The organism is Pseudomonas rustica (genome assembly GCF_049959085.1).
GTDB classification, from domain to species: domain Bacteria; phylum Pseudomonadota; class Gammaproteobacteria; order Pseudomonadales; family Pseudomonadaceae; genus Aquipseudomonas; species Aquipseudomonas rustica.
On the sequence record NZ_CP188200.1, the window covers coordinates 4,035,638 to 4,054,346 of the forward strand.

Consider the following 18,709-nt stretch of genomic DNA (forward strand, 5'->3'; position numbering starts at 1 on the left):
ATTAAACCAGGACGCTGCACTGGCGCAGGGCCGAGCGCAGCGTTTCATGACAAGGTGTGCTCAGCCAGGTCAGCGGCAAGCGGATGCCTTCGTGCATCAGGCCCATTTCAACCAAAGCCCACTTCACCGGAATCGGGTTGGCTTCGATGAACAGGTCTTTGTGCAGCGGCATCAGTTTTTCGTTGATGGCCCGTGCGGTGTCGGCGTCGCCTTTCAGCGCGGCCTCACACAGATCGGCCATTTCGCGCGGTGCGACGTTGGCGGTCACGGAGATATTGCCTTTGCCGCCCAGCAGGATCAGTTCAACGGCGGTTGGATCATCGCCGGACAGCACGATGAAATCTTTGCTCACACCATCGATGATCGCTTTGGCGCGTTTCAGATCGCCGGTGGCTTCCTTGATGCCGATGATATTCGGCACGGTGGACAGGCGAATCACGGTCTCGGCCTGCATGTCGCAAGAGGTGCGGCCCGGAACGTTGTAGAGAATCTGTGGAATGTCGACTGATTCAGCGATGTGCTTGAAGTGCTGGTACAAGCCTTCCTGAGTCGGCTTGTTGTAGTACGGAACGACCAGCAGGCAGGCATCGGCGCCGGCTTCTTTGGCGTTGCGGGTCAGCTCGACGGCTTCGCGGGTCGAGTTGGCGCCAGTGCCGGCGATGACCGGGATGCGCCCGGCAACCTGTTTGACCACGGCTTTGATGACGGCGATGTGTTCTTCTACATCAAGGGTTGCCGACTCGCCGGTAGTACCGACCGCGACAATGGCATGGGTGCCGTTCTTGAGATGGAAGTCCACGAGTTTGCTGAGGCTGTCCCAGTCAAGACGCCCTTGTGCATCCATGGGAGTGACCAGTGCCACCATACTGCCCGCAATCATGAAACCGCTCCTGCCGGAAAAAGAGAGCGGTAATGGTACTGGCGCCAAGATGCTTGCACAAGCGAAGTACTGCGCTGCCGCCATTCCCCTTGGCCGCGCTTTTCGCTACCCTTCAGACTTTGATCGGTACCGATCAGCTTGTACGCCGGGTTCCTGCCTCCCTTTTCGGCCTCCCAGACCCCGTTCCTGCGTCGCATCGACGCGCTCCCGCTATAGTGGAGCGAGCCGCGAGCGCTTGCCGGGTCTATTGCATGGACAGCCAGAACAGGCGCGCCCCGGCCGCTAGCGTCCGTCACCTACCGACCGCTCATCGCTTTAGGAATGCTGCATGTCCACCCCCACAGTTCGCGAACAATTCCTTGTCATCAGTGCCCTCGGCGCCAACCCCATGGAGCTGACTAACGTCCTGTGCCGCGCCAGCCATGAAAATCGCTGCGCCGTGGTCACCTCCCGTCTGACTCGCCACGGCGAGTGCAGCGCGTTGATCCTCGAGATCACCGGCAGTTGGGACGCCCTCGCCCGCCTCGAAGGCAGTCTGCCGAGTCTGGCGAAGAAACACGCTTTCACCGCCAACGTGGTGCGCAGCGCGCCGCTGGAAAATCGTCCACAAGCCCTGCCGTACGTGGCTTATGTGAGTTCGGCGTATCGCCCGGACATCATCAACGAGCTGTGCCAGTTCTTCATGGATCACAACGTCGAGCTGGAAAACCTGACCTGCGACACGTATCAGGCGCCCCAGACCGGCGGCACCATGCTCAACGCCACGTTCATCGTGACCCTGCCGGCCGGCACCCAGATCAGTTGGCTGCGCGACCAGTTCCTCGATTTCTCCGATGCGATGAACCTGGACGCACTGATCGAGCCTTGGCGCCCACAAAACCCAATGTAAGGAAGCTTTCATGGCCGTTGTCATCGACCAACCGGTTGCGGATTTCGAAGCCCCTGCCACCAGCGGGCAAACTGTCAGCCTGTCTGCGCTGAAGGGCAAACAAGTGGTGATCTACTTCTACCCGAAGGACAGCACACCGGGCTGCACGACTCAGGGTCAGGGCTTTCGTGATCAACATGAAGCGTTCAAGGCTGCCAACACGGAAGTCTTCGGCATTTCACGAGATAGCCTGAAGTCCCATGAGAACTTCAAGGGCAAGCAAGCCTTTCCGTTCGAGTTGATCAGCGACAAGGACGAGGCGGTTTGCCAGCTGTTCGACGTGATCAAGTTGAAGAAGCTGTACGGCAAGGAATACCTGGGCGTTGATCGCAGCACCTTCCTGATTGATAAGGACGGTGTGCTGCGTCAGGAATGGCGCGGTGTGAAAGTGCCGGGGCATGTGGATGCTGTTCTGGCTGCTGCTCAAGAGCTGAACAAGGCCTAAGATCAAAAGATCGCAGCCTGCGGCAGCTCCTACAGGAGTCGTGCCATCGCGAAATATGCGATCGGGTATCGAATCTGTAGGAGCTGCCGAAGGCTGCGATCTTTTGCTTTAAAGCAGCGGCGCCACTTCCGGTTCCTTGCGCGGCCAAGCATCCAACACTGCTTTAAACAGCGTCGCCAGCGGAATCGCAAAGAACACACCCCAAAATCCCCACAACCCGCCAAACAACAGCACCGCGCAAATAATCGCCACCGGGTGCAAGTTGACCGCCTCGGAAAACAGCAACGGCACCAGCACGTTGCCATCCAGCGTCTGGATGATCCCGTACACCGCCATCAAATAGATGAACTGATCGCTCCAGCCCCACTGGAACAACGCAATCAACAGCACCGGCACGGTCACCACCACCGCACCCACATACGGCACCACCACCGAAATCCCGACCAGCAACGCCAACAGCGCCGCGTAATTAAGCCCGAGCGCGACGAAAGCGATGTAGGTCACGCCGCCGCAGATCACGATCTCGATGACTTTGCCGCGAATGTAATTGGCGATCTGTCGGTTCATCTCCTGCGCGACCCGCGTAATCAACGCGCGCTCACGCGGCAGATAACCGCGCACCCACTCGCCGATCATGGCCCGGTCTTTAAGGAAGAAGAACACCAGAATCGGCACCAGCACCAGATAGATCATGATGTTCACCAGCAGCGGCAGACTCGACAGCGAAAACGTCAGCGCCCATTGCCCGAACTTGCCGATCTCGCCGCGCGCCGCTTCGATGGCTTGCAGCACTTGCTCGTCCGAGACCAGATGCGGATAGCGCTCCGGCAGCAACAGCAGCAGCGACTGCCACTTGGCAAGCATGCCCGGTAGTTCGTTGAACAGCGTGATCAACTGATGCCAGAGCAGCGGCATGACCACGACAATAAACAGCATCAACACGCCCATAAACAGCGCAAACACCAATCCCACGGCTACGCCGCCCGGCACGCGCAGGCGTTCGAGCGTGACCACCAGGCCCTGCATCAGATACGCCAGTACCATCCCCGCCAGTACCGGCGCGAGCATGCCGCCGAGGGTGAGCACGGCGGTGAAGGCAAGAATCAGCAACACTGCCAGCACCACGGCTTCTTCGTCGGAGAAGTAGCGCTGAATCCAGTCGCGTAACACTTTGAACATCAATAATCCTTAGGTTGTTTTACGCTGTTGGCTTCAGGCTTTTTTCAACCAGTAACGGTAAACGCCCGCGTCGTCTTCTTCGAGCAGCAGCGTATGACCGGCCAACTTGGCAAAGGTGCGGAAGTCGCGTTGCGAGCCGGCATCGGTGGCAATCACCTTGAGCACCGCGCCGCTGTGCAGTTTATTCAATTCCATTTTCGCCTTGAGCAACGGCAACGGACAATTCAGGCCACTGGCGTCCAGTTCCACGTCATGGGCTACAGCGTCAGTCATTGCGTCACTCCGATCGAGATAGTCGAGCTGCCTAGAATATCTGGTCGCAAGCCCGGTGTCCGGCTACAGTAAGGTCTTTGTCTTCTAAGGCTTTGTGCATGACTTTTCTGCGCCCTACCCTGCTGACGCTCGCTTGCCTGCTCGCCTCACCAGGCTTTGCCGACGATCTGCCGTCACTCGGCGACGCCAGTTCTGCCATCGTCTCACCGCAACAGGAATACCAACTCGGCCGGGCCTGGCTGGCGATGTTGCGCAGCCAGGTCTCGCAGCTCAACGATCCGCAACTCAAGGATTACGTCGAGTCCAGCGTGTACAAGCTGGTCGAGACCAGCCAGGTCACTGACCGACGCCTCGAATTCATTCTGATCAACAGCCCGCAGCTCAACGCCTTCGCGGCGCCGGGCGGCGTGGTCGGGGTCAACGGTGGTTTGTTCCTCAATGCCCAGACCGAGGGCGAATACGCTTCGGTACTCGCGCACGAATTGGCTCACTTGTCGCAACGCCACTTCGCGCGCGGCGTCGAAGCCTCGCAGCGTATGCAAGTGCCGATGATGGCCGCGCTGCTGGCCGGTATCGTCATTGCAGCGGCCGGTGGCGGTGATGCCGGAATCGCGGCCATCGCCGGCACCCAGGCAGCGGCGATTCAGTCGCAACGCACGTTCTCGCGCCAGAACGAACAGGAAGCCGACCGCATCGGCATCCTCAATCTGGAAAAGGCCGGTTACGACCCACGCTCGATGCCGACAATGTTCGAACGCTTGATGCGTCAGTACCGTTTCGACGCCAAGCCACCCGAATTTCTGCTGACTCACCCGGTGACAGAATCGCGTATCGCCGACACCCGCAACCGCGCCGAACAGGCGAAACCGGGCGGGATCGAAGACACGATGCGCTATCAGCTGATTCGTGCACGCGTGCAGTTGATCTACGAAGAAACCCCGGGCCTTGGCGCCAAGCGTTTCCGCGCGCAGCTGGATGAAAACCCGAAAAACGATGTGGCGCGCTACGGTCTGGCCATCGCGCAGATCAAGGGTGGACAGTTGAATGAGGCTCGCGAGAACCTGAAACAACTGCTGGCCAAATCGCCGAACGAGATCATCTACAACCTCGCGCAGGTCGATCTGGACATCACCAACAATCGCCTGCCTGACGCACAGTCGCGTGTCGACCGCATGCTCACGCAGTATCCGGGCAACTATCCGCTGAATCAGGTTCGCGTAGATTTACTGTTGAAGCAGAATCGCTCTGCCGATGCCGAGAAAGCACTGGAAGGTCTGTTGAAGTCGCGCCCGAACGATCCGGACGTCTGGTACCAAGTTGCCGAGACCCGTGGTTTGTCGGGCAACATCATCGGTTTGCATCAGGCGCGCGCCGAATACTTCGCGCTGGTTGGCGATTACCGTCAGGCGATCCAGCAACTCGACTTTGCCAAGCGTAAGGCGGGTAACAACTTCCCGTTGTCGTCTCGCATCGATGCCCGCCAGCGCGAGCTGATGGAGCAGGAGCGCATGATCAAGGACATGATGGGCTGAGTTTCATCCAGCGACACAAAATCTTCGGACACAAAAAAAACCGCCTCTTTCGAGGCGGTTTCTTTTTGACCTTGCCGCTGGTTTATTCAGCCAGTTTGAAGGTGATGAAGCTCGCACGACCCTGACGCAGAACGCGCATCGACACCGAACGATTCTTCGGCAACGCTTTGGCGATCTCGCCGAACTCCTTGGTGGAGCCGATGGCCTGGTTGTTCAGGTGCGTGATGACGTCACCCGGTTGCAGACCGATCAGGGCAGCTGGGCCGTCCTGCACTTCCTTGATCACCACACCACCTTTGAGGTCGTAGGTTTTCTTCTGCTCGGCGGTCAGCTCGCCCACGGCAACACCGAGACGATTGCTGGTGGTTTCAGCGCCGGACTTCGGCAGTGCATCCAGTTCTTTGTCTTCGTCCGGGATGGCGCCAACAGTCAGTTCGACGTTCTTGCGCTTGCCTTCACGAATCACTTCCAGATTGGCTTTGGCGCCAGCCTTCAGTGCGCCAACCAGGTGCGGCAGGTCAGCAGACATAACGATCGGCTGACCATTCATGCTCAGAATCACGTCGCCGACTTGCAGGCCGCCCTTGGCTGCCGGGCCGTCATCCTGAATCTGTGCAACCAGCGCACCGGCCGGCTTCTCCAGACCGAACGACTCGGCCAGATCCTTGTTCACTTCCTGGATGACCACACCCAACCAGCCACGGCTGACCTTGCCACCGCTCTTCAGCTGATTGGAAACGTCCATCGCCACGTCGATCGGGATGGCGAACGACACGCCCATGAAGCCACCGGAACGGGTGTAGATCTGCGAGTTGATGCCGACCACTTCACCGTTCAGGTTGAACAGCGGGCCACCGGAGTTGCCCGGGTTGATCGGCACGTCGGTCTGGATGAATGGCACGTAGTTTTCGTTCGGCAGACTGCGGCCGACGGCGCTGACGATGCCTTGGGTCACGGTGTGGTCAAAGCCGAATGGCGAACCGATCGCGACAACCCACTGGCCGGCTTTCAGATCCTGGGATTTGCCGAGTTTGAGTACTGGCAGGTCTTTGCCTTCGATTTTCAGCAGGGCCACGTCGGAACGCGGGTCGGTGCCGATCAGCTTGGCTTTCATTTCGCTGCGATCAGCCAGACGCACGAGAATTTCGTCTGCATCAGCGATCACATGGTTGTTGGTCAGGATGTAGCCATCCGGGGAAATGATGAAGCCTGAACCCAGCGACTGCGCTTCACGCTGACGACCACCACCGCCCGGCGAGCGCTGCTGAGGCGGCATGCCGCGCTCGAAGAACTCGCGCAGCATCGGCGGCAAGCCTTCCAGATCCGGCATCTGCTGGTTCACTTTGCGATCCGGCAGTTTCTGCGTGGTACTGATGTTCACCACGGCCGGCGACGCTTGTTCGACCAGTTGCGTGAAGTCCGGCAGGTCGGCTGCTTGTGCAGCAGGCACCGCCTGACCGAGCAATAGCACGGTGGCAAAAATGGACAGATAAGATTTCAAGCTAGGTATCGACATACAGCTCCCGTTACGACGAGCAGGTTTAAGCGATATGGAACAAGAATCACCGGCAACCACAGGCTGGCGCTTTTATTCCAGGAACAACTACAAGGCCAGAGCCGTGAGGCTCTGACCTATAAAAAATTTTCGGCTTATTTGCAAATGAAAATGCTCAGCAAACATTTCATCTCCGTCTCGACGAAGAAGTGGTAGTGACTGGAATCAGCTCACTGCTTGCTGGTGGCGGCACTGTCGTTTCGCATCGACAAGGCGATCCGTTCGGCGGTGCCGATTGGAATCTCGCCAACCACGGTCACCATCATTTCGCCTTCGGGTGTAGTCAGGCGACGGGAAACGGCAACGGTCGGGCCCAGTTGAGTCCGGGTGTCGGTGACGGTCGCGCCGTTCAACGGTTCAAGGAACACCGAAAAACGTGCCAGGCCATCGTCATACATCAGGCTGTTGACCTGTGTTTTGGTTTGCGGATCTTTGTGCGAGGTGCTGCTGGTCAGTTCGAAACCGGGCGGCAACCAGTCCGAACGCCAGACCTGGGCGGTCTTGACGGCGGAGGCCTTGTCGCTGTCCAGCGTCACAGCCTTGCAACCGGCATCGGCTTGCAAGTCTTTGTCGGACGGGACTTCGTCGGTATCGAGACTGGTGAACTGGAAACGTTCGAGCAACTGACCCTTGTCATTCAACAGCAATGACTTGAGCGGCAGGCCCGTCTGTTTATCCAGATGCAATTCAAAACCGTAACGGTGCTGATCGCGAGGCGTCAGTGAAACAATCACTGCATCGCGACCGGCCACGCGCGACTTGCCGATGACAGCAAGGTCATACCAGTTTTTCAGCTTTTTAGGATCCAGGGCACGAGCGGTCGAGTTGGGAGAATCCCCCAGCCCCGCGATCAGGGTGCCGCTGACGCATTGAGTGTGTCCATCAATGCGCACGACCTCCTGAGCCGAGCCGTCGAGCTGAAGCAAACGCTCGCGGACTTGACCGTTCTGGACGCGATGCCAGATGTTATGGGTAGAAAAACTACCGTTACGCTCGTAAACAAAAGTACCGTGAAAGCTTTGCTGCTGCTCGGCCTGGCCCAGACGGGTCAACCAGTCCTGGGCCTCATCGGCATGGGCTGGAACAATGAACCAGCCACTGAGCAGAAGCGAAAGTAGAGGTATGGCGCGCATGATCCTCCTTAACGGTTTTCCAGGCTTGCGGCACGTGCGTATGGCAGCGCGCTTTCAGTACCTTTCAATGCAGCCTGCTGAGCGTGCTGACGCAGGTAACCTGGCAGACGCTGATCGTGCCAGCCTGGCTGACCTTGCAGTACGCCGTTGGCCATAGGGCCAGTGGCTTCCGAGCTCTCGCTGTAGCCTGCCAGAACAGCCGGGCCTTTCACCTGAGGGGTGGCCAGGGTTGTCTGGTTGCTTTGCTGAGCCAGTTCAACACCAGCGATTTCGTCCTGGTTGTACAGGCGAACACCGGCCAGAACGGCAACAGTTACCGAGGCTGCAACAGCCAGACGGCCAAGGTTGCGCCATGGGCTGCGGGATACTTTGGCCGGAGCCGTTTCGTCTTCCAGCGCAGCAGACACTGCCGCAGCGATATCCAGACGTGGCAGCAGCAGATCCTTGTGCATGGCTGCCCGAGCGATCTGGTAACGAGCCCAGGTCTCACGGGTTTCGACGTCATCAAGTGCATTAATCACTCGACGCAATTCCAGTTCGTCCGCTTCGTTATCCATCACTGCGGACAGCGATTCCTGCAGGGCTTCACGACTCATGGCGTTCCTCTCTTGGCTATCGCCGCTGTCTCAGTTTTCCTGCAACAACGGCTGCAGGGCTTTATCGATGGCCTCCCGAGCGCGGAAAATCCGGGAGCGCACGGTACCCACCGGACACTGCATGACGCTCGCAATGTCCTCGTAACTCAGACCATCGAATTCACGTAAAGTTAACGCCGTACGCAAATCCTCTGGCAGTTGCTGGATGGTTCGATGGACGGTGCCTTCGATCTCATCCCGCAGCAACGCACGTTCTGGTGATTCGAGATCCTTGAGGCCGTGATCGCCGTCGTAGAACTCCGCATCCTCTGAACTTACATCGCTATCCGGCGGCCGACGACCGCGAGAAACCAGGTAGTTCTTTGCCGTGTTAATGGCAATACGGTACAGCCACGTATAAAACGCACTGTCGCCGCGAAAGTTTCCAAGTGCTCGATACGCCTTGATAAAGGCTTCCTGAGCCACGTCCTGGGCTTCATGGGTGTCGTGCACAAAACGCACGATCAACCCGAGAATCTTGTGCTGATATTTCAGCACCAACAGATCGAAAGCTCGCTTGTCGCCGCGTTGAACGCGCTCGACCAGCTGCTGATCCTCTTCCTGGGTTAGCATGAACACTCCTCGATAAGCCCGAAGGAGACTTGCATAACTAAACGACCAGACTTGCAAACATAGACTCGGGCTTTTCGCAAAAGTTCTCCCCCTCCAGGCAAGTTTCCTGCGGGCTCTGATTTGGCACGCACGAAAAACGCAGCACGGGATGAACCGGCTGCGCGAATAATCTTGTTATCGGTTTCGCCGGGCAGGAATCCAACCGCAGATTCCGCACTGAAGCCGACACGTCCCTTGTTTCTGGCACCGACTATTGATCTTGGGCCTTTGGCAAAAGTTCCAATTATTTATAGCCGTACCCACCCGACATTGGGCAACCCTGGGCGGAAAAAAGCTGTTTCAGCGCCGATACAGTCGTCTTTTCCCAAAACCGGCGAAAAAAACTTCCGACGAAGCACCCGGTTTTTCCCGTCACAGTAGTTTCACAATGCCATATAGGCCCGGCTATTGTGCCGCCCCACCCCTCTATATACTAGTGGGCTGTGTGGCTGACTTGACTCGCCGATCCAGGCGAATCGCGCCACCCCCGACCCGGGTCGCTTTGAGCGGAATCCTGTAATGAGCCAACAATTCCAACATGATGTTCTGGTCATTGGCAGCGGCGCTGCCGGTTTGAGTCTCGCGCTGACCCTGCCGGGTCATTTGCGCATTGCCGTATTGAGCAAGGGCGATCTCGCCAACGGTTCGACCTTCTGGGCCCAGGGTGGCGTTGCCGCCGTGCTGGACGATACCGATACTGTCGAATCCCACGTCGACGACACCCTGAATGCTGGCGGCGGTCTGTGCCATGAAGACGCCGTGCGTTTCACCGTCGAACACAGCCGTGAAGCCATTCAGTGGCTGATTGACCAAGGTGTGCCATTCACCCGCGACGAACAGTCCGGCACTGAAGACGGTGGATTCGAATTCCACCTGACCCGCGAAGGCGGCCACAGTCATCGGCGCATCATCCACGCCGCTGACGCCACCGGCGCGGCGATCTTCAAAACCCTTCTGGCCCAAGCCAAAGAGCGCTCGAACATCGAATTGCTCGAACAGCGGGTTGCCGTTGATCTGATTACCGAGCGCCGCTTGGGCATGGACGGCGATCGTTGCCTCGGCGCTTATGTGCTGAACCGCAAGACTGGCGAAGTCGACACCTACGGCGCACGATTCGTGATCCTCGCGTCGGGCGGCGCCGCCAAGGTCTACCTCTATACCAGCAACCCCGATGGCGCTTGCGGCGACGGCATCGCCATGGCCTGGCGTTCGGGCTGCCGCGTGGCGAATCTGGAATTCAACCAGTTTCACCCGACCTGCCTGTATCACCCGCAAGCGAAAAGCTTCCTTATTACCGAAGCCCTGCGTGGCGAAGGCGCCCATCTGAAGCTGCCCAACGGCGAACGCTTCATGTACCGCTTCGACAAGCGCGCCGAACTGGCCCCGCGCGACATCGTCGCCCGCGCCATCGACCATGAAATGAAGCGTCTGGGCGTCGACTGCGTCTATCTCGACATCAGCCACAAACCCGAAGAATTCATCAAAAGCCACTTCCCGACTGTTTATGAGCGCTGCCTCGGTTTCGGCATCGACATCACTAAACAGCCCATCCCGGTCGTCCCCGCCGCGCATTACACCTGTGGCGGCGTGATGGTCGATCAGCAAGGCCGCACCGATGTGCCGGGTTTGTATGCGATCGGCGAAACCAGTTTCACCGGCCTGCACGGCGCCAACCGCATGGCCAGCAACTCGCTGCTGGAATGCTTCGTCTATGCCCGTTCGGCGGCGGCGGACATTCTTGCGCAACTCGACGATATCGATGCGCCAAGCGCCCTGCCCGTCTGGGATGCCAGCCAGGTCACTGACTCCGACGAAGACGTGATCATTGCGCACAACTGGGATGAGCTGCGCCGATTCATGTGGGACTACGTCGGCATCGTGCGCACCAACAAGCGTCTGCAACGGGCGCAGCACCGCGTGCGTTTGCTGCTGGACGAGATCGACGAGTTCTACAGCAACTATAAAGTCAGCCGCGACCTGATCGAGCTGCGCAATCTGGCGCAAGTGGCGGAATTGATGATCAGCTCAGCCATGGAGCGCAAGGAAAGTCGCGGTCTGCATTACACCCTCGACTACCCGAATCTGCAGCCCGAAGCGCTCGACACTATTCTGATACCGCCCACCTACGCCGGCTGAACTTGAGCCGCACTCGCAGGCGTCGATGCACATCGGCGACCTGCGAATCTCGCGGCACACAGATCGATCTGACCCGCCACTCGCCGCGCAAACGAAAGCGCAGCACCACGATCAATGGCAGCGCCAGACTGTCCGGGCGCAGCTGCACCGCTTGCCAGCCATCCGCACGATTCCACAATTGCCAGCCATCGGCATCACGGCGCAATCCGCAGAATGCTCGTGGATGACTCAGCAGGATCTGCCGTGGCAACACCCAAACGCCATGCAGCAGACAAGCAGAAGCCCCGAGCAGATGGGCCCAGAGTGGAATAGATAGAAGAAACAACGAACCCAAGGCTAACGCCTGGGCCAACAGATACGCCGCCAGCAACTGCCGTGAGGCATGCCAGCGGCATTCGAACGTATTACTTGGGCTGGACACGATCCAGGATCATGCGAACCATGCGCTGCAGTTCCGGATCTTCAGACTCGCTGCGCTCCATGAACCAGCCGAACATGTCCTGATCCTCGCACGTCAGCAGACGCACATACAGATCGCGATCCACCTGATTCAACGTCGCGTAGACCTCCTTCACGAACGGCACCAGCAACACGTCAAGCTCAAGCATGCCGCGACGGCTGTGCCAAAAGAGGCGATTCAGTTCAACTTGTTCGACCATGGGGCCCTCCTCAAATTTGGCGGCAAGTATACAGCCCCCAAGCGGGTCGCACAGTCGGCTTTGGTCGGGCACCACCGATCCTTTATCAACTACCCATTTCAACAACGCACCCTTATGATGTGCCCCAGACTTTTTACCCTGCGAAGACCCATGGCCGATTCTGCTTTTTTCTGCACCCTGTCTCATGAAGGCGTTCTCGCGGTTCGCGGCGCGGATGCTGGAAAATTCCTGCAAGGCCAGCTGACCTGCAACCTCAATTACCTCAGTGACACCAAGGCCAGCCTTGGCGCGCGCTGCACGCAGAAAGGCCGGATGCAGTCGAGTTTCCGCATTCTGCTCGAAGGTGACGGCGTGGTGCTGGCGATGGCCAGTGAGTTGCTCGAGCCGCAACTGGCCGATCTGAAAAAATACGCGGTGTTCTCCAAATCGAAACTGAACGACGAAAGCGCCGCTTGGGTGCGTTTTGGTCTGGCGCACGCTGACGCTGCCCTGAGCAGCCTTGGTCTGGACTTGCCGGCAGAAACCGACAGTGTCGTGCGCAACGAAGGGTTGATTGCGATTCGCGTCTCGCCGGATCGCGCCGAACTGTGGGTACCGGCCGATCAAGCCGATGCAATCAAAACCAAACTGTCCGCCGCACTGCCAGAAGCCGCATTGAATCAATGGCTGCTGGGCCAGATCCGCGCCGGCATCGGTCAGGTCATGCCGAGCACCCGTGAGCTGTTCATTCCGCAGATGCTCAATCTGCAAGCCGTCGGTGGCGTGAGCTTCAAGAAAGGCTGCTACACCGGCCAGGAAATCGTCGCGCGCATGCAGTACCTCGGCAAACTAAAACGTCGCCTGTATCGCTTGAGCCTGGACGCGAGCGAACTGCCAGAGCCTGGCACACAGCTGTTCGCGCCGAGCCACAACAGCTCCATCGGTGAAGTGGTGCTGGCCGCCAACGCCGAGCAAAACATTGAACTCCTGGCGGTGCTGCAGGCCGAAGCTGCCGAAGCGGGCGATCTGCATCTGGGCAGCCTTGAAGGGCCTGCGTTGCAAGTGCTCGATTTGCCCTACGAACTGGATCGCGACCGCGAAATCCAGCGTTGATCGCAGCCTGGTTGCAACACCCTAGAGAGTCCAAATGAGCGAACTGGCGGAAAAGGTCCAACGGGATTTGGTTGAGGCCATCGATAACGATGACCTGGTTCTGCCAACGTTGCCGGAAGTGGCCCTGCAAATTCGCAAGGCTGCTGAAGATCCGGAAATCAGTGTCAGCGACCTGAGCAAAGTCATCGGTCGCGACACCGCACTGTCGGCGCGCCTGATCAAAGTGGTCAACAGCCCGCTACTGCGCGCCGCGCAGGAAGTGACCGACCTGCACACCGCAATCACGCGGCTGGGCATCAACTACAGCAGCAACCTGGCGATCGGTCTGGTGATGGAGCAGATTTTCCATGCCCGCTCCGAAGTGGTCGAACAGAAAATGCGCGAAGTCTGGCGCAGCAGTCTGGAAATCGCCGGAGTCAGCTACGCGCTGTGCCGCCGCTACACCCAGCTCAAGCCGGATCAAGCGGCGCTGGGCGGGCTGGTGCATCAGATTGGTGTGCTGCCGATTCTGACTTATGCCGAAGATCACTACGAGTTGCTGTCGGATCCGGTCAGCCTCAACCATGTGATCGAGCGCATTCATCCGTTGCTCGGTGACAAATTGCTGCGGGTCTGGGAGTTTCCGGAACGGCTGGTGGAATTGCCAGGGCGTTATCAGGATTTCAAACGCGATTCGACGCAGATTGATTATGTCGATCTGGTGCAGGTGGCGAATCTGCATTGCCGTAAAGGCACCGATCATCCGTTTGCGCGGATTGATCTGGCGAGTGTGCCGGCGTTCAGGAAGTTGGGGATTGATCCGGAGAACAGAGCGCTGTGCGTGGATCTGGAAGAATCGCGGTCGATGTTTTACTGATCTGATCCAGGACCGAGGCGCGCCCTTCGCGAGCAGGCTCGCTCCCACATTGGATCTGTGTCGTACACAAAACCCCTGTGGGAGCGAGCCTGCTCGCGAAGGGGCCATCAAAGGCGCCGCAATCACCCGGCAACAAAACTCACCCGCACCTTCAACCCCGCCTCCTCGCCATCATGCAGACTGATCTGCGCCAGATGCGCCCGGCAAATCTCGCCGACAATCGCCAATCCCAACCCTGACCCGGCCACCTGCTGATTGCGCCGGTAAAACCTTTCAAACACGCGATCACGCTCTTCCAGCGGAATTCCCGGCCCGTCGTCTTCAACCTCAAGCACCGCCGGCGCCGTCACGCGCAGAATCACATTGCCGCCCGGCGGTGTGTGCGCCAACGCGTTATCCACCAGATTGCTCAGCAACTCATTGAGCAACGTCGGCTCACCGCGCAACCACACAGGCTCGTCCGCTTCCAATGCCAACGCAACACCGCGTTTGTGCGCTAGCGGTGCCATGGCCATGCCCAACTCTCGCGCCAACTGGCTAAGGTCGAGTAACTGCGCGCCACCCTCGGCAATCGCCCGCGCACCGTTTTCAACACGGGCCAGCGACAGCAACTGGTTGGCCAGATGCGTCAGGCGATCGGTGCTTTGCGCTGAAGATTCCAAGGTCGTGCGCCACGTCTCGGGCTCGTTCGAGCGCAGGCCCAACTCAAGTCGCGCCTTCAGTGCGGCCAACGGTGTGCGCAACTCATGCGCGGCATCGGCAATGAACTGCGCCTGACGCTCGAACTGCACGCGCAACCGCTCGGTGAAATGGTTGAGCCCGCGCACCAACGGCCACAACTCATGCTGCACTTCAACCAGCGGCAATGGCCGCAAATCATCGGGCTGACGCTCTTCCACCGCCGTGCGCAGACGCTCCAGCGGGCGCAACGCCGCACTGACAGCAAACCAGACCAACAACAATGCGCCAATCGCCAACATGCCCAGACGCAGCAAAGTATCGGCGGCCAGACTGCGCGCCATGCTCACGCGCGCCTCGTCGGTTTCGGCCACACGGATTTCCGCCATGCCGTTCATGTTCGGTTCGGTAACGGCTTTCAGCAGGCTGACCACGCGTACGTTTTGGCCTTTGTAGGTGGCGTTGTAAAAACGTGCCAGCGCCGGATAACTGTCAGTTCGAGGCGTGCCCGGTGGCGGGCCGGGCAGATTCTCATAACCGGAAATCAGCTTCTGATGGATGTCGTTCACCTGGTAATAGATACGCCCGGCGCTGTCGTAGGCGAAGGTATCGAGGGCCACGTAAGGCACATCGGCACTGAGGCTGCCATCGCGTTGCGACAACCCTGCGGCGATGGTGCGCGCCGAGGCCAGCAGCGTGCGGTCGTAGGCAGTGTCGGCGGCTTCGCGACCGTTCCAGTAAGCGCTCAATCCGCTGGCGAGCATCAACACCACCAGCAACAACGCGAGGTTCCACAGCAACCGCCAGCGCAGGCTGCTGGGCTTATGCATCACGGCTTTCCAGCAGGTAACCGAGGCCGCGGAAGGTGACGATCGCTACGGGTTGACCATCGAGTTTTTTGCGCAAGCGATGCACGTAGATTTCGATGGCGTCGGGGCTGGCTTCTTCGTCGAGACCGAACACCTGCGCGGCCAATTGTTCCTTGCTCATCACGCGGCCCGGTCGGGCGATCAGCGCTTCCAGTACGGCTTGCTCGCGGGAGGTCAGCGTCAGCAATTCTTCGCCGAGACTGAAGCGTCGCGTGTCGAGATCATAGGCCAGCACGCCGCAGCGCTGCTGACGCTCGCCACCGAGCACACTGCGGCGCAGCAAGGCTTTGACTCGCGCCTCGAGCTCTGTCAGTTCGAACGGTTTGGCGAGGTAATCGTCAGCGCCGAGATTGAGACCGTGCACGCGATCTTTCACATCACTGCGCGCGGTCAGCATCAGCACCGGCAGGTTTTTGCCGCGTGCGCGCAACCGCGCCAGCACTTCAAAACCGTCCATGCGCGGCAGGCCGACATCGAGGATCGCCACGGCGTACTCCTCGCTGCTCAAGGCCAGATCAGCGGCCACGCCATCGTGCAACACGTCCACGGTCAGACCGGTGCTCTTGAGCGCCTGGGCAACACTTTCGGCCAGTTGCAGATGGTCTTCGACGAGCAGGACACGCATGGATTTTTACCTCGTTCAGGGATGGCCGACGCCACTCTTTGCCGCGGAGTTTACAGCCGCAACCGCCGCTGTGAAGCCCGAAAACCGTGAAAGTCAGCTGAAAGGTTAGTGAAAGGTTAGCCGGTTAGAGTCGGCCCACGGACAGTCCCGACTGCCGTCGCTGCTGCCACACAGCGATACGAAAAACGCCACGAAGCGTTTTCGACCAATAAGAACAATAAACGGAGTACACCCGCATGCCGTCCATGCAGCCTCAGGCATTCACGCCTGTTCGCCCTTCCCGTTTCAGCCACACCGCCCTCGCCAGTGCCGCCGCCCTTGCCGGTTTTTCGCCGCTGAGTTTTGCCGACTTCATTGAAGACAGCAGCGCCACCTTCGAAACCCGCAACATGTATTTCAACCGCGACTTCCGCGATGGCACCAGCGCCCAGCAATCCAAGCGTGACGAATGGGCTCAGGGCTTCATGCTCAATCTGCAATCGGGATACACCGACGGCACCGTCGGTTTTGGTGTCGATGCGCTGGGCATGCTCGGCGTCAAACTCGATTCCAGCCCGGATCGCACCGGCACCGGCCTGCTGCCGACCCACGATGACGGACGCGCGGCGGACGAATACTCCAAGCTCGGCCTGACCGGCAAAGTGAAAATCTCCGCCACCGAACTGAAAATCGGCAGCCTGATTCCTGAGCTGCCGATCCTCAAACCGAACGACGGACGCATCCTGCCGCAGACCTTTGAAGGCGGTTTGCTGACCTCCAAAGAGATCAAAAACCTGACCTTCACCGGTGGCCGACTGGAGAAGGCCAAGGATCGAGACAGCACCGATTTCGAGGACATTGCCCTCAACAACAAGAACAGCCGTTTCGCCGGTACCGCTGCCGGCAAGCACTTCGACTTTGGCGGCGTCGATTACAAGTTCACCGACAAAATCACCGGCAGTTACCACTTCGCGCAACTCGACGAAGTCTACAACCAGCACTTCTTCGGCCTGGTCGCCTCGCGGCCGATGGGCCCGGGCACGTTTGCCACTGATCTGCGTTTCGCCGTCAGTGATGATCAGGGCGCGGCCCGTGGTGGCGAGATCGACAACCGCTCGCTCAACGGTCTGGTCAGCTATGCACTGAGCGGCCACAAGTTCAGCGCCGGTTATCAACACATGTCCGGCGATAGCGCGTTCCCGTATGTCGATGGCAGCGACCCGTATCTGGTCAACTTCGTGCAGATCAACGACTTCGCCGGCGCGGAAGAACGCTCCTGGCAGGCACGTTACGACTTCGACTTCGCCAAACTCGGCATCCCCGGCCTGACCTTCATGAGCCGCTACTTGGGCGGTGACAACATCAAGCTCAAGACCGGCGAGGAAGGCAAGGAGTGGGAGCGCAACACCGAGATCAAATATGTAGTACAAAGCGGCGCTTTGAAGGATGTCGCCGTGCGTTTGAGGAATGCCACTTACCGTTCCAATTACTCGGCTCGCGATGCGGATGAAGTGCGGTTGCTGGTGAGCTATAGCGTTGCTCTTTGGTAATTGATTGAAATGTTGGGGGTTGAAAGATCAACAGATCGCAGCCTTCGGCAGCTCCTACACAAAAAGTCCTTACAACAAGAAATCGTGGAGAGACCAATGAATTTTTCACTGCGTAAAGTTGCTTTAGCGGCCGGCATGATGCTGGTGGCCGGGCAGTTGATGGCCGAACCGAAACGTCCGGAGTGTATCGCCCCGGCCTCGCCCGGCGGTGGTTTTGACCTGACCTGCAAACTGGTGCAGAGCGCACTGGTCAATCAGAAACTGCTGAGCAAACCGATGCGCGTGACCTACATGCCCGGCGGTGTCGGCGCGGTGGCGTACAACGCGGTGGTCGCTCAGCGTCCGGCCGATGCCGGCACGCTGGTGGCGTGGTCGAGCGGTTCGTTGTTGAACCTGGCCCAAGGCAAGTTTGGTCGTTTCGATGAAACCAACGTGCGTTGGCTGGCAGCCGTCGGCACCAGCTACGGCGCCATCGCAGTGAAAAACGATTCTCCCTACAAGACCCTCGACGATCTCGTTCAAGCGCTGAAGAAAGATCCAGGCTCGGTGGTGATCGGTTCCGGCGGCACCGTCGGCAGCCAGGACTGGATGCAAACCGCGCTGATCGCCAAGGCAGCCGGGATCAACCCGCGTGAGTTGCGTTACGTCGCCCTCGAAGGTGGTGGCGAAATCGCTACCGCCCTGCTCGGCGGCCACATCCAGGTCGGCAGTACCGACATCTCCGACTCCATGCCGCACATTCAAAGTGGCGACATGCGTTTGCTCGCGGTGTTCTCCGACAAGCGCCTCGACGAGCCGGAAATGAAAGACATCCCGACCGCTCGCGAGCAAGGCTACGACATCGTCTGGCCGGTGGTGCGCGGGTTCTACCTGGGGCCAAAAGTCAGCGACGAAGACTACGCCTGGTGGAAAGACTCGTTCGACAAACTGCTGGCATCCGACGAGTTCGCCAAGCTGCGCGATCAGCGTGAACTGTTCCCGTTCGCCATGACTGGCCCGGAGCTGGACACCTACGTGAAGAAGCAAGTTGCCGACTACAAAGTGCTGGCCAAAGAGTTCGGCCTGATCCAGTGATCGCCTCTGTCTAGCGGCT

Annotated in this window: 19 protein-coding genes; 8 read left to right on the forward strand and 11 right to left on the reverse strand. The window is 59.0% G+C overall.

All coding sequences use genetic code 11. From position 1 onward, the window contains the following. Position 1 precedes the first annotated feature (1 nt). On the reverse strand, positions 2-880 hold the full coding sequence (gene dapA, locus ACP3TY_RS18260) for a 4-hydroxy-tetrahydrodipicolinate synthase (protein ID WP_007911392.1): 879 nt from the start codon (positions 878-880) through the stop codon (positions 2-4). Between the two features lie 328 nt (positions 881-1,208). Between dapA and ACP3TY_RS18265 the strand changes: the two genes are divergently transcribed. Together ACP3TY_RS18265 and ACP3TY_RS18270 are read left to right on the forward strand one after the other, a co-directional pair. Beyond that, positions 1,209-1,769 carry a glycine cleavage system protein R gene (locus tag ACP3TY_RS18265; protein ID WP_426618137.1) on the forward strand — a complete coding sequence of 187 codons (561 nt, stop codon included), beginning with the start codon at positions 1,209-1,211 and terminating at the stop codon, positions 1,767-1,769. Positions 1,770-1,779: 10 nt separating this feature from the next. After that, entirely contained in the window at positions 1,780-2,253 is a 474-nt protein-coding gene (locus ACP3TY_RS18270; RefSeq protein ID WP_426618138.1) for a peroxiredoxin, read from the forward strand. Between the two features lie 108 nt (positions 2,254-2,361). On the opposite strand, the gene ACP3TY_RS18275 is transcribed toward ACP3TY_RS18270, so the two are convergent. Together ACP3TY_RS18275 and ACP3TY_RS18280 are read right to left on the reverse strand one after the other, a co-directional pair. Further along, positions 2,362-3,432 carry an AI-2E family transporter gene (locus ACP3TY_RS18275; protein WP_282356012.1) on the reverse strand — a complete coding sequence of 357 codons (1,071 nt, stop codon included), beginning with the start codon at positions 3,430-3,432 and terminating at the stop codon, positions 2,362-2,364. Between the two features lie 33 nt (positions 3,433-3,465). Next, positions 3,466-3,705, reverse strand: coding sequence for a sulfurtransferase TusA family protein (locus ACP3TY_RS18280; protein WP_053118067.1), 240 nt, complete (start codon positions 3,703-3,705; stop codon positions 3,466-3,468). A 98-nt stretch (positions 3,706-3,803) separates the two neighbouring features. Between ACP3TY_RS18280 and ACP3TY_RS18285 the strand changes: the two genes are divergently transcribed. After that, on the forward strand, positions 3,804-5,237 hold the full coding sequence (locus ACP3TY_RS18285) for a M48 family metalloprotease (protein ID WP_053118065.1): 1,434 nt from the start codon (positions 3,804-3,806) through the stop codon (positions 5,235-5,237). Between the two features lie 82 nt (positions 5,238-5,319). Here ACP3TY_RS18285 and ACP3TY_RS18290 read toward each other — a convergent pair whose 3' ends face one another. The 4 genes from ACP3TY_RS18290 to rpoE all read right to left on the reverse strand — a co-directional run bounded on the left by ACP3TY_RS18290 (position 5,320) and on the right by rpoE (position 9,133). Beyond that, complete coding sequence (locus ACP3TY_RS18290) at positions 5,320-6,753, reverse strand: DegQ family serine endoprotease (RefSeq protein ID WP_212545212.1); 1,434 nt, start codon at positions 6,751-6,753, stop codon at positions 5,320-5,322. Between the two features lie 209 nt (positions 6,754-6,962). Next, entirely contained in the window at positions 6,963-7,925 is a 963-nt protein-coding gene (locus ACP3TY_RS18295; RefSeq protein WP_053118061.1) for a MucB/RseB C-terminal domain-containing protein, read from the reverse strand. Positions 7,926-7,933: 8 nt separating this feature from the next. Beyond that, positions 7,934-8,521 carry a sigma-E factor negative regulatory protein gene (locus ACP3TY_RS18300; protein WP_053118059.1) on the reverse strand — a complete coding sequence of 196 codons (588 nt, stop codon included), beginning with the start codon at positions 8,519-8,521 and terminating at the stop codon, positions 7,934-7,936. Positions 8,522-8,551: 30 nt separating this feature from the next. Beyond that, positions 8,552-9,133 (reverse strand): RNA polymerase sigma factor RpoE, encoded by a 582-nt coding sequence (rpoE, locus tag ACP3TY_RS18305; RefSeq protein ID WP_003172477.1) that lies wholly within the window; start codon positions 9,131-9,133, stop codon positions 8,552-8,554. Between the two features lie 558 nt (positions 9,134-9,691). On the opposite strand from rpoE, the gene nadB reads away from it, so the two are divergent. Next, a complete protein-coding gene (nadB, locus tag ACP3TY_RS18310; protein ID WP_426618139.1) occupies positions 9,692-11,308 on the forward strand; it encodes an L-aspartate oxidase in 1,617 nt (538 codons plus the stop codon). Here nadB and ACP3TY_RS18315 read toward each other — a convergent pair. After that, positions 11,277-11,729 (reverse strand): protein YgfX, encoded by a 453-nt coding sequence (locus tag ACP3TY_RS18315; RefSeq protein ID WP_426618140.1) that lies wholly within the window; start codon positions 11,727-11,729, stop codon positions 11,277-11,279. The genes nadB and ACP3TY_RS18315 overlap by 32 nt on opposite strands. Further along, positions 11,713-11,967: a succinate dehydrogenase assembly factor 2 gene (locus ACP3TY_RS18320; RefSeq protein ID WP_053118052.1), complete on the reverse strand. Its 255-nt coding sequence runs from the start codon at positions 11,965-11,967 to the stop codon at positions 11,713-11,715. The genes ACP3TY_RS18315 and ACP3TY_RS18320 overlap by 17 nt, the downstream gene beginning before the upstream one ends. Positions 11,968-12,117: 150 nt before the next feature. On the opposite strand from ACP3TY_RS18320, the gene ACP3TY_RS18325 reads away from it, so the two are divergent. Beyond that, positions 12,118-13,059 carry a YgfZ/GcvT domain-containing protein gene (locus ACP3TY_RS18325; RefSeq protein WP_426618141.1) on the forward strand — a complete coding sequence of 314 codons (942 nt, stop codon included), beginning with the start codon at positions 12,118-12,120 and terminating at the stop codon, positions 13,057-13,059. Positions 13,060-13,093: 34 nt separating this feature from the next. Beyond that, on the forward strand, positions 13,094-13,915 hold the full coding sequence (locus ACP3TY_RS18330; protein ID WP_426618142.1) for an HDOD domain-containing protein: 822 nt from the start codon (positions 13,094-13,096) through the stop codon (positions 13,913-13,915). Between the two features lie 122 nt (positions 13,916-14,037). Here ACP3TY_RS18330 and ACP3TY_RS18335 read toward each other — a convergent pair whose 3' ends face one another. Both ACP3TY_RS18335 and ACP3TY_RS18340 read right to left on the reverse strand, forming a co-directional pair. Continuing rightward, positions 14,038-15,423: a sensor histidine kinase gene (locus tag ACP3TY_RS18335; RefSeq protein WP_282355984.1), complete on the reverse strand. Its 1,386-nt coding sequence runs from the start codon at positions 15,421-15,423 to the stop codon at positions 14,038-14,040. Next, the gene (locus tag ACP3TY_RS18340; protein WP_053118046.1) at positions 15,416-16,087 is read right to left on the reverse strand and encodes a response regulator; all 672 of its coding nucleotides are present in this window, start codon (positions 16,085-16,087) and stop codon (positions 15,416-15,418) included. Before ACP3TY_RS18340 ends, ACP3TY_RS18335 begins: the two co-directional genes overlap by 8 nt. Before the next feature lie 236 nt (positions 16,088-16,323). Here ACP3TY_RS18340 and ACP3TY_RS18345 point away from each other — a divergent pair, with 236 nt between their 5' ends. Further along, entirely contained in the window at positions 16,324-17,616 is a 1,293-nt protein-coding gene (locus tag ACP3TY_RS18345; RefSeq protein WP_426618143.1) for an OprD family porin, read from the forward strand. Between the two features lie 96 nt (positions 17,617-17,712). Continuing rightward, positions 17,713-18,690, forward strand: coding sequence for a Bug family tripartite tricarboxylate transporter substrate binding protein (locus ACP3TY_RS18350; RefSeq protein WP_053118042.1), 978 nt, complete (start codon positions 17,713-17,715; stop codon positions 18,688-18,690). Positions 18,691-18,709: the final 19 nt, after the last annotated feature.

Bases quoted from the DNA above. Each gene is read 5' to 3' on its own strand.
- dapA (WP_007911392.1), bottom strand. From the start codon at position 880: ATGATTGCGGGCAGTATGGTGGCACTGGTCACTCCCATGGATGCACAA.
- ACP3TY_RS18265 (WP_426618137.1), top strand. From the start codon at position 1,209: ATGTCCACCCCCACAGTTCGCGAACAATTCCTTGTCATCAGTGCCCTC.
- ACP3TY_RS18270 (WP_426618138.1), top strand. From the start codon at position 1,780: ATGGCCGTTGTCATCGACCAACCGGTTGCGGATTTCGAAGCCCCTGCC.
- ACP3TY_RS18275 (WP_282356012.1), bottom strand. From the start codon at position 3,432: ATGTTCAAAGTGTTACGCGACTGGATTCAGCGCTACTTCTCCGACGAA.
- ACP3TY_RS18280 (WP_053118067.1), bottom strand. From the start codon at position 3,705: ATGACTGACGCTGTAGCCCATGACGTGGAACTGGACGCCAGTGGCCTG.
- ACP3TY_RS18285 (WP_053118065.1), top strand. From the start codon at position 3,804: ATGACTTTTCTGCGCCCTACCCTGCTGACGCTCGCTTGCCTGCTCGCC.
- ACP3TY_RS18290 (WP_212545212.1), bottom strand. From the start codon at position 6,753: ATGTCGATACCTAGCTTGAAATCTTATCTGTCCATTTTTGCCACCGTG.
- ACP3TY_RS18295 (WP_053118061.1), bottom strand. From the start codon at position 7,925: ATGCGCGCCATACCTCTACTTTCGCTTCTGCTCAGTGGCTGGTTCATT.
- ACP3TY_RS18300 (WP_053118059.1), bottom strand. From the start codon at position 8,521: ATGAGTCGTGAAGCCCTGCAGGAATCGCTGTCCGCAGTGATGGATAAC.
- rpoE (WP_003172477.1), bottom strand. From the start codon at position 9,133: ATGCTAACCCAGGAAGAGGATCAGCAGCTGGTCGAGCGCGTTCAACGC.
- nadB (WP_426618139.1), top strand. From the start codon at position 9,692: ATGAGCCAACAATTCCAACATGATGTTCTGGTCATTGGCAGCGGCGCT.
- ACP3TY_RS18320 (WP_053118052.1), bottom strand. From the start codon at position 11,967: ATGGTCGAACAAGTTGAACTGAATCGCCTCTTTTGGCACAGCCGTCGC.
- ACP3TY_RS18325 (WP_426618141.1), top strand. From the start codon at position 12,118: ATGGCCGATTCTGCTTTTTTCTGCACCCTGTCTCATGAAGGCGTTCTC.
- ACP3TY_RS18330 (WP_426618142.1), top strand. From the start codon at position 13,094: ATGAGCGAACTGGCGGAAAAGGTCCAACGGGATTTGGTTGAGGCCATC.
- ACP3TY_RS18335 (WP_282355984.1), bottom strand. From the start codon at position 15,423: ATGCATAAGCCCAGCAGCCTGCGCTGGCGGTTGCTGTGGAACCTCGCG.
- ACP3TY_RS18340 (WP_053118046.1), bottom strand. From the start codon at position 16,087: ATGCGTGTCCTGCTCGTCGAAGACCATCTGCAACTGGCCGAAAGTGTT.
- ACP3TY_RS18345 (WP_426618143.1), top strand. From the start codon at position 16,324: ATGCCGTCCATGCAGCCTCAGGCATTCACGCCTGTTCGCCCTTCCCGT.
- ACP3TY_RS18350 (WP_053118042.1), top strand. From the start codon at position 17,713: ATGAATTTTTCACTGCGTAAAGTTGCTTTAGCGGCCGGCATGATGCTG.